This is a genomic window from Winogradskyella sp., from assembly GCF_013042245.1.
Lineage (GTDB): Bacteria > Bacteroidota > Bacteroidia > Flavobacteriales > Flavobacteriaceae > Winogradskyella.
Genome location: NZ_JABDQL010000084.1, coordinates 21561 through 29896, shown reverse-complemented (window position 1 = coordinate 29896; position 8336 = coordinate 21561). Strand labels below are relative to the sequence as shown.

The 8336-nt window shown below is 30.0% G+C and carries 8 protein-coding genes and 1 pseudogene; 5 read left to right on the top strand and 4 right to left on the bottom strand.

Annotation, left to right across the window (positions count from 1 at the left end; all coding sequences use genetic code 11):
- Nucleotides 1-694: 694 nt before the first annotated feature.
- The 4 genes and pseudogenes from upp to HKP48_RS07245 form a co-directional block, all read right to left on the bottom strand.
- Nucleotides 695-1347, bottom strand: a pseudogene (upp, locus tag HKP48_RS07260) (uracil phosphoribosyltransferase).
- A gap of 92 nt (nucleotides 1348-1439) precedes the next feature.
- Entirely contained in the window at nucleotides 1440-2048 is a 609-nt protein-coding gene (locus HKP48_RS07255) for a WG repeat-containing protein (protein WP_296344333.1), read from the bottom strand.
- A gap of 83 nt (nucleotides 2049-2131) precedes the next feature.
- Nucleotides 2132-2431 (bottom strand): thioredoxin, encoded by a 300-nt coding sequence (gene trxA / locus HKP48_RS07250; RefSeq protein WP_296344330.1) that lies wholly within the window; start codon nucleotides 2429-2431, stop codon nucleotides 2132-2134.
- Between the two features lie 4 nt (nucleotides 2432-2435).
- Nucleotides 2436-2804, bottom strand: a complete 369-nt coding sequence (locus HKP48_RS07245; RefSeq protein ID WP_296344328.1) for a hypothetical protein — start codon at nucleotides 2802-2804, stop codon at nucleotides 2436-2438.
- Between the two features lie 127 nt (nucleotides 2805-2931).
- Between HKP48_RS07245 and HKP48_RS07240 the strand changes: the two genes are divergently transcribed.
- From HKP48_RS07240 to HKP48_RS07220, 5 genes are all read left to right on the top strand, one after another.
- Nucleotides 2932-4815, top strand: a complete 1884-nt coding sequence (locus tag HKP48_RS07240; protein WP_296344326.1) for a PAS domain S-box protein — start codon at nucleotides 2932-2934, stop codon at nucleotides 4813-4815.
- Nucleotides 4808-5854 carry a response regulator gene (locus HKP48_RS07235; protein ID WP_296344325.1) on the top strand — a complete coding sequence of 349 codons (1047 nt, stop codon included), beginning with the start codon at nucleotides 4808-4810 and terminating at the stop codon, nucleotides 5852-5854. The genes HKP48_RS07240 and HKP48_RS07235 overlap by 8 nt, the downstream gene beginning before the upstream one ends.
- Before the next feature lie 85 nt (nucleotides 5855-5939).
- Nucleotides 5940-6791 (top strand): universal stress protein, encoded by an 852-nt coding sequence (locus HKP48_RS07230; RefSeq protein ID WP_296344323.1) that lies wholly within the window; start codon nucleotides 5940-5942, stop codon nucleotides 6789-6791.
- 2 nt (nucleotides 6792-6793) lie between these two features.
- Nucleotides 6794-7180 carry a hypothetical protein gene (locus HKP48_RS07225; protein WP_296344321.1) on the top strand — a complete coding sequence of 129 codons (387 nt, stop codon included), beginning with the start codon at nucleotides 6794-6796 and terminating at the stop codon, nucleotides 7178-7180.
- A gap of 300 nt (nucleotides 7181-7480) precedes the next feature.
- Nucleotides 7481-8332 (top strand): universal stress protein, encoded by an 852-nt coding sequence (locus HKP48_RS07220; protein ID WP_296344318.1) that lies wholly within the window; start codon nucleotides 7481-7483, stop codon nucleotides 8330-8332.
- The last annotated feature ends 4 nt before the right edge of the window (nucleotides 8333-8336 follow it).

The following is an 8336-nucleotide window of genomic DNA, read 5'->3' as shown; positions in this document are numbered from 1 at the left end:
CTTGAGCGGATTAAGAATAATAATCAACGCCTAAAGGAGTTTGCATTATATGCCATTACAGGGCAATCCGCTTGGGAATTATGGAGAACAAGTACTAATTCAGTCATATATTAGAATATAGCCATTATAATTGAAAAAGTAATTCAACAGCACGATTTTATTATAAAGTGAAAAGGTTTTTTTGACATTTATTTAAAAAAAATCTCAAAAACTGATCTTCGTCATTTTAGACACTTGTCTTTGTTTGTAATTTAGTACTATTATAAAAATAAAAATCGTTCTTTTCTTTATTGAAATTTAAAATATAAATCTGTAAGTGAAAGCTTTCAGATTATTAAAGTGTTTGAAGCTATGGTTTGGCTAAATAGGTAATTCTCGGTAGTTCTTTAGAGATAAAGATTTATAGAAAATTATTGATGGTTAGGTTATAAAATTGAATGCTTTGAGGAAACAGGAAGTTTCGGCTTCCTGTTTCTTATAAAACACAGGTTTTGTATCGCAAGGTACAAAGCTTGCTAGAAGCGTTTGAAGCTATAATTTAGCTGTAAATACTTTCAGTTTTTCTTAAGAGATAAAGAAGTCTTTAAACTGCTATGAAAGTTAGGTTATAAAATTAAACACTTTGAAAAGACAGGAAGTTTCGGCTTCCTGTTTTTTTGTTTGAATAAAGCTGTAAAAAAATAAGATTTTTTGCTTAAAGCTTTGGTCCAAAAGCTAAATCGCCAGCATCACCAAGGCCAGGTTGTATGTAGCCTTTACTGCTTAGTTTATTATCAATGGTTGCAATCCAAAGATGAGTGTTTTTAGGAAAGACAGTTTTAACATAATCCACTCCAGATTTTGAAGCAATCACAGAAACGATATGGATTTGTTTTGGAGTACCATGATTTTTAAGTACATTAAGTACATTTTCCAAAGTTTTGCCAGTCGCTAACATAGGATCTATAAGTATCAATGTTTTGTCAGTTAATGACGGTGCTGCAAAATATTTCACAATAACTTCAAAGGTATCTTTATTATCTCGGTGATGCCTGTATGCTGATATAAAAGCATTATCTGCTGCATCAAAATAATTCAATAGCCCTTGGTGCAAGGGTAAACCAGCTCTTAATACAGAGCAAAGGACTAATTCATTTTGTGTAAGTTGCATCTCTTTATCACCAAAAGGTGTATGTACTACTTTTTTTTGTGGTCCAGAGTTTTACTTAATTCATAACTCAAAATTTCTCCAACACGTTCTATGTTTCTTCTAAAACGCATCTTGTCTTTTTGGATGGAAACATCTCTTAATTCTGAAATAAACTGATTTAAAATGGAATTTTCGCAGGAAAAATCATGGATTATCATATTACAATCATTTTTATATAATTATTAGAACCCAGGTGTTTTTTAAATTCTTAGGGGTTGTTATACGAGGTTTTTATAATTCTATAATGTATTTATAAATTTTTAATAGACCAAGTTTTGTCCTTGTTTTTAAAGGCTATGAGTTTTTCAGAAATAAATTTTGATTTAATCTCTGGAGGTGATTTTACAAATTCTTTTGAGAGTTTTATATGAGTTGGTTTTTCTGAAAGAAAATGAATAATCTTGCCGCTAGGATTGATTGCTATTTCGGTATAAGAGTAATCAATCATTTTTTTATCTAGAATATCATTTTTACCCAGAATATTTTTGTGAAGCTCTATTACGATGGCTAAATCATTTTTAAAATTTGAGGCGTTAAGATATTGAGGTTTTAAAATTGTATTTCCATTTTTATCAATATAACCAAAATAGGATATACCTTCTTTTTCTTTATATATTAGGCATCTTCCAGAGTTAAAAATAGGGTAGGTTTTACCATCTGAGTTACTTAAAACTAAATCATCTCTATAATTAACTACCAATTTGCCATCGGTATTTATAAATCCCCATTTATTAGCTTTCTTGACAGCTGCAACACCATCATTGTAAGGAGAAATAAAATTAATACCATCTAATTCTTGGCTGTTAATAAATAAAGGCGTAATAAAAATAAATACCAATATGATTGCTAGTTTTTTCATGATATAACGTTTTATAAATTGATTATAAATGTACTACCAAGTAAGAGCTTACAAAATGATTTTGGTCAATATAGCTAGGAATATTAGAAGTTTTGTTTTATAACTGCAACGATATCTTGTTTTTGTAATACACCAGACTGTCGCCAAAGTTGAGTGCCATTTTTAAAAAGAATCATGGTTGGTACACCTCTAACTTGAAATTTACCAGCAATAGATTGATTTTTGTCAACATCTATTTTTATAATTTTAATTTGTTCTCCTAGTTCTGCTTTTACATCTTTTAATATAGGTGCTAGCGTTTTGCATGGACCACACCAATCGGCATAGAAATCGACTAAAACAGGTGTTTCTGAATTTATAATTGAATTAAAACTACTTTTCATCTCTTTAGTGCTTTTTAAATTCTAGATTAAGTTTTGCGAGTAAAATAAGTTCAGATTTATTAATACCAGCAAAAGAGTGTGCAATTTTATTGGCAGTTTTTAAAATTAAGCGTTTTAGATCTTTTGTAAATATTTCTGGATTGTTTCTTAAAAAGTAGATAAAATCATTGTAACATTTGTTAGAATCTGCATTTTGGGCTTGCAAATCGTTAAATGTAGTTTTTATATTATTGTAGTTAATATAACTTAAGTCTTTCCAATTCTTTTCTGTGTCGTCAATAAAACGACAATATTCTTCATAAGTGAGTTTACCATCGGCTTTAGCAATGGCATAAAATATCATTCCTATTTTATGAGATAAATCTATTGTCATTATGAAAATACTTATAGTGTACCAATTTAATTTTTTTAATAAAAACAAAGAATGATAATGGTCATTATCATAAAATATTCGACGTAAATTCCTTATCTTTAAGGAGGTTTAACAAGTATGCTTTCTTATGATAGGTCAAGATCAACAAATATTTAATATTCTTCTTGAAACTGTATCACAGGCTGTTATTATTGTTGATGAAAATCAGAATATAATGGAGATTAACGGTGCTGCGGAAACTGTTTTTGGTTATAGTAAGGAAGAGATAAAAGATAAACATCTAGACCTTCTTATTCCGTCCAATTACCATAAAAAGTATAAAGCTTATGTTAAGAGCCTCATCAAGGCTTATGAGCACCGTAAGATGGCCAAGACAACAGATGTTTATGGTCTTAAAAAGTCTGGTGATATTATTTTGGTCGAAGTAGAACTCAATCCTTTTATAGTCTATGACAAGACTTATGTTATGGCCTTAGTAAGAGATGTCTCAAAACAAAAGGAAAACGAGTATGATTTTATGCTGCGCAATAAAGCATTGGAGTCTGCAACTAATGGTATTTTAATTACAGATGCTCAAAAGCCAGATAATCCAGTTATTTACGTCAACCCAGCGTTTGAAAAATTAACAGGATACTCAAAAGAAGATGCACTGAATAAGAATTGTAGCTTTTTACAAGCTAATGATAGAGAACAAGAAGAAATAGTTAAAATACGGAAGGCTATAAAAGCAGGAGAAAGTTGCTTAGTTACCATGCGTAATTATAAAAAAGATGGTACGCTATTTTGGAACGATTTGTACATTACACCAATTACCAATAGAAGAGGTGTGGTTACTAATTTTATAGGAATACAAAATGATGTTACAGAGCGCGTGAGAGCAGAAGAAGAACGTAACCACTTGGCAACTATTTTTAACGAGTCATTAAATGAAATTTATGTCTTTGATGCTGAGAATTTAAAATTTGTATCTGCTAACAGAGGTGCTTTGGAAAACATTGGCTATACTATTGAAGAGCTTAAATCGATGACGCCTTTAGAATTAAAAGACGGCATAGATGATAGTAGTTTTAGATTAAACTATATCCAACCACTTCTTGAAAAGAAAATAGAGCGTGTAGAATTTGAAATACAACAAAAACGAAAAGATGGTACAACTTATCCTGTAAATGTGTATCTTCAACTTTCTAAGCTAAATCAAAGACCTGTTTTTGTAGCTATAATTGTAGATATTACTGAGCATAAAAATTATTTAAATACCTTAGAAAAAAAAGTAATAGAGCGTACGGAGCAACTGGAGGTAGCATTGCGCAAAGAAAAAGAAATCAATGAGCTTAAAACCAAGTTTTTATCTTTGGTTTCACATGAGTTTAAAACACCTTTAAGCGGTATATCGACGTCAACCATGCTTCTTGAAAAGTATAAAAAAACAGACGAGCAAGATAAACGTAACCGACATATAGATATTATAAAAGATAAAGTGAATTATCTAAATAATATTCTTAATGATTTTTTATCGATAGATGCATTAGACTCTGGTGTAGTAAATTATAAGTTTAACAACTTTAGACTGAGTAAGGTTATTAATGAAGTTATTTACAACGCTAATATGTCTCTTAAAGAAGGGCAACATATTAATTATCCAGAAAATATTGATGATATGGAAATGTATCAAAATGAGAGGGTTGTGCAACTAATTTTGGCAAATATTGTACAGAATGCTATAAAATATTCTAATGAAAATTCTGAAATAGACATCCATATATCTCAAGATAAAAATTTTACACATATCAAAGTAAAAGATTATGGTATTGGTGTACCAAAAAAAGACTTAGCAAACATTTTTGACCGTTATTTTAGAGCCGAAAATGTACTTAACATGCAAGGAACTGGTATAGGTCTTAATATTTCTAAAACACACGCAGAAAATTTAGGGGGTAAAATTTTATTATCTAGCGAAGAGCATAAAGGGACTACAGTAATTTTAACCATACCAACGTATCACCATGACTAAAATATTACTCATAGAAGATGACATTGTATTAAGAGATAACACGGCAGAGTTATTAGAACTTTTGGATTATAAGGTAGTTGACGCAACCAACGGAAAAAAAGGTTTGGAAAAAGCGATAAAAAACTCACCAGATATTATTATCTGTGATATAATGATGCCAGAAATGGATGGTTATGAAGTATTGGAACAACTTTCGAGTAATGTACAGACCAAACATATTCCATTTATATTTCTTTCTGCAAAGACCGACCACAAGGATGTACGGAAAGGGATGAATATGGGAGCAGATGATTACATTACCAAACCTTTTACAGAAGATGAATTAGTAAGTGCCATTAAAAGTAGACTTGCAAAAGCAGCCATATTAAAAGAAAGAAGAAAAGTTAGTAATGATGTTATTAATGAAGATGAATTACGTTCTCTTAATGATTTAAAAAATTTTCTTGATAATAATGGGGCTGAGTTTAATTTTAATAAAGATGAAATAATATATAATGATGGTGATCACTCTAATCTCATTTATTTAATTGCTAAAGGAGCTGTTAAGTGCCATAAACTAGACGAATATGGCAAAGAGTTGACTACAAGCTTGTATAAAGAAGATGATTTGTTTGGCTACACGTCTTTTACAAATACCATTACACACAAAGAGACCGCAACAGCAATAAAAGATACGACTCTTAGGGGTATTTCTATTGTGCAACTTTCAAAAGTACTCAATGAAAATCATAAAGTTGCAATTGCCTTAATAGATTTACTAACTGATGATTTGTCTAATATAAAAGACCAACTCTTAGAAATGGCCTACAGCTCAGTCAATAAAAAAACAGCTAAGACTATTATTCAATTTGCAGAAAAGATAAATCGTAAGCCAGAAGATCCTATCAAAATTTCGAGGAACGATTTGGCTAGTGTGGCTGGGGTTGCCACAGAAACCTTTATACGAACGTTGACTAATTTTAAAAAAGAAGGTTTAATCAAATCTGAAGGAAGAAATATTGTAGTCCTAGATTTAGAGCGATTAAAAGAGATTAATTAATTTATCGCATCTTTTTCGTATAAATGATTCTTATCATTTTATAATTTTAACTTAGACTCTAACTTAGAGTACTAAATTAAAAGTTATGAAGAGTGTTCTCTTGCCAACCGATTTTTCGGAAAACTCATGGAATGCCATAAAGTATGCTCTCGCATTTTTAAAAAATGAAGAATGCGTATTTTATTTGCTTCACGTTAACACTGTAAGTCAACATATATTAAATGACTCTGCTTACATAGCTTCAGAAAATGTAATTGAAGAAATATATATAAAACCTTCAAGGATCAAGTTGTTGAGTATATTAAAGCGTATTTCACAAATTTCTAATAACAGTTTGCATAAGTTTTATACTGTAGTAGAATATGGATTTTTTATAGATTGTATAAGAAAACAAATAGAAGAAAAACGTATAGATTTAATAGTCATGGGTACCAAAGGTGCATCAGGGCTTAAGAAAATTATTATAGGAAGCTATGCTGGTGACGTAGTGGTTAAAGTAAAATGTACCACTCTTGTTGTTCCAGAGAATAGTAGCTATAAAGACATTGAAGAGGTTGCCTTTCCTACAGATTTTTCCTCGTTTAATAATTTTAATACGCTAACACCCCTTCTCAATATAATTAAAACCCATGAGGCTAAGCTTAGCTTTTTATATGTCAATAAAAAGAAAGCAGAACTCAACTATGAGCAGAACAAAAACAAAGACCTTTTAGAAGATTTTTTTATGGACTATGACCATGAGTTCTATTTTTTAACTAATAAAAAGTTAGAAAATGCAATTCAATGTTTTACCGAAAGTAGAGGTATAGATATGATTGCTATGGTCGCAAAAAATCTTAATTATTTTCAGCAAATTTTATTTCATACAAGAGTAGAAAATATAACCTATCATACGGATATACCGTTTTTGGTACTTCATGAAAAAATAAATGCGTAATTATGGAAACTTCAATAATTTTTGCCAAATTTTGGGGATGGTATCTCATCATTTTCTTTTTAATACTTAGCTTAAATCCTAAACGAATAAAACAAATTTTTGATGACCTCAAAGACGAAAAATTTCTAATCTTAAGTTCTTTGATTGCAATAATTGTGGGTTTAATCAATATTATTTTTCATAATATTTGGGAGCCAGACTATAGATTATTAATCACATTAATTGGTTGGTTTTCTTTAATTATAGGTCTGGCATTATTCATTTTTCCTAAAAATACCGTGAGCTGGCTTCAGATTACTAATGTAAAGTTTGTACAGGTCACATATACACTTTTATTTTTTTTAGGACTGTTTTTGTTGAATGTTGTCTATCAAATTATACCATATTAATTGTTAACTGATCTTAATCAGTTTATATTAAGTATGTGATTAATAAATTTGTAATGTATTTAGGATGGGGGAAGCCTTAATATATTTTGCTATAGATTAGCTAGAAAGCCAGATTTTTAAATCTGGCTTTCTATTTATACAAACCACAATCTTAGATAATCACTAGAAGATCCTTTAATTCCTGTACTTAATAGCTTGTTTTCAAAGTAAATCTTCCATCGCTTGACGATTTGCCTGATATATATCATTGTATTAATTTCTATTTAGATATAGCTTTATAAACGTTTAAACCTTAAGACTATGAAAAATATATTGATTCCTACCGATTTTTCTGATAATGCAATGAATGCTGTACGATTTGCACTTGAGTTATTTAAGTATGAGAAAACAGAATTTTATTTTCTAAATGCCTACGAAGACGATGTTTACAACAGTGATGAACTTTTAGATGAAGAGCCTTTTGATGAAGTTGTAGAAATGACCAAAAATAAATCTGAATTAAAATTAGAATTATTACTTGATGAGGTAAAAACTATTGCACCACATTCAAGGTTTAAATACCACACAATACCTGCTTATAATTCTTTAATAGACGAGGTTGATAAGCTAGTCATAGGCAAGGATATTGACTTAATTGTAATGGGAACAAAGGGTGAAGGTTATGCCCAGACCTATGTGTTTGGTAGTAATACGCTTCAGGTATTAAAATATGTGTCTTGTCCTGTTTTGGTGATACCAAGATTTTATGGTTATGAACAACCAAAGCACGTGGTTTTTCCTACCAATTATTTAATTCCTTATAAGAGAAGAGAAATCAAATTGTTAAGTACAATGTTGGCACCATTTAGAGCGGTTGTTGATGTGCTTTATATTTCTAAAAACAAAAATTTATCTAGAAGACAAAAAGACAACAAACTGTTTTTGGAAGAAGGCATGCAAAATATAAAAGTAAATTATAAACATATAGAAAGTAAGAATGTTTCAAAAGCAATAACCAACTATGCTTCAGAAAATGAGACAGACCTTTTAGTCATGGTCAATACGCGTCATTCCTTTTTGGAGGATATGCTGTTTAGATCCAAAGTAGATGATATATGCTTGCATACAAACATTCCATTTTTAGCACTACAAAATATTAGAAGAGACATTTAAAATT

Excerpts from the sequence above, each read along its gene's own strand:
- HKP48_RS07235 (WP_296344325.1), top strand. The coding sequence starts at position 4,808 with ATGACTAAAATATTACTCATAGAAGATGACATTGTATTAAGAGATAAC.
- HKP48_RS07225 (WP_296344321.1), top strand. The coding sequence starts at position 6,794 with ATGGAAACTTCAATAATTTTTGCCAAATTTTGGGGATGGTATCTCATC.
- trxA (WP_296344330.1), bottom strand. The coding sequence starts at position 2,431 with ATGAAAAGTAGTTTTAATTCAATTATAAATTCAGAAACACCTGTTTTA.
- HKP48_RS07255 (WP_296344333.1), bottom strand. The coding sequence starts at position 2,048 with ATGAAAAAACTAGCAATCATATTGGTATTTATTTTTATTACGCCTTTA.
- HKP48_RS07245 (WP_296344328.1), bottom strand. The coding sequence starts at position 2,804 with ATGACAATAGATTTATCTCATAAAATAGGAATGATATTTTATGCCATT.
- HKP48_RS07220 (WP_296344318.1), top strand. The coding sequence starts at position 7,481 with ATGAAAAATATATTGATTCCTACCGATTTTTCTGATAATGCAATGAAT.
- HKP48_RS07230 (WP_296344323.1), top strand. The coding sequence starts at position 5,940 with ATGAAGAGTGTTCTCTTGCCAACCGATTTTTCGGAAAACTCATGGAAT.
- HKP48_RS07240 (WP_296344326.1), top strand. The coding sequence starts at position 2,932 with ATGATAGGTCAAGATCAACAAATATTTAATATTCTTCTTGAAACTGTA.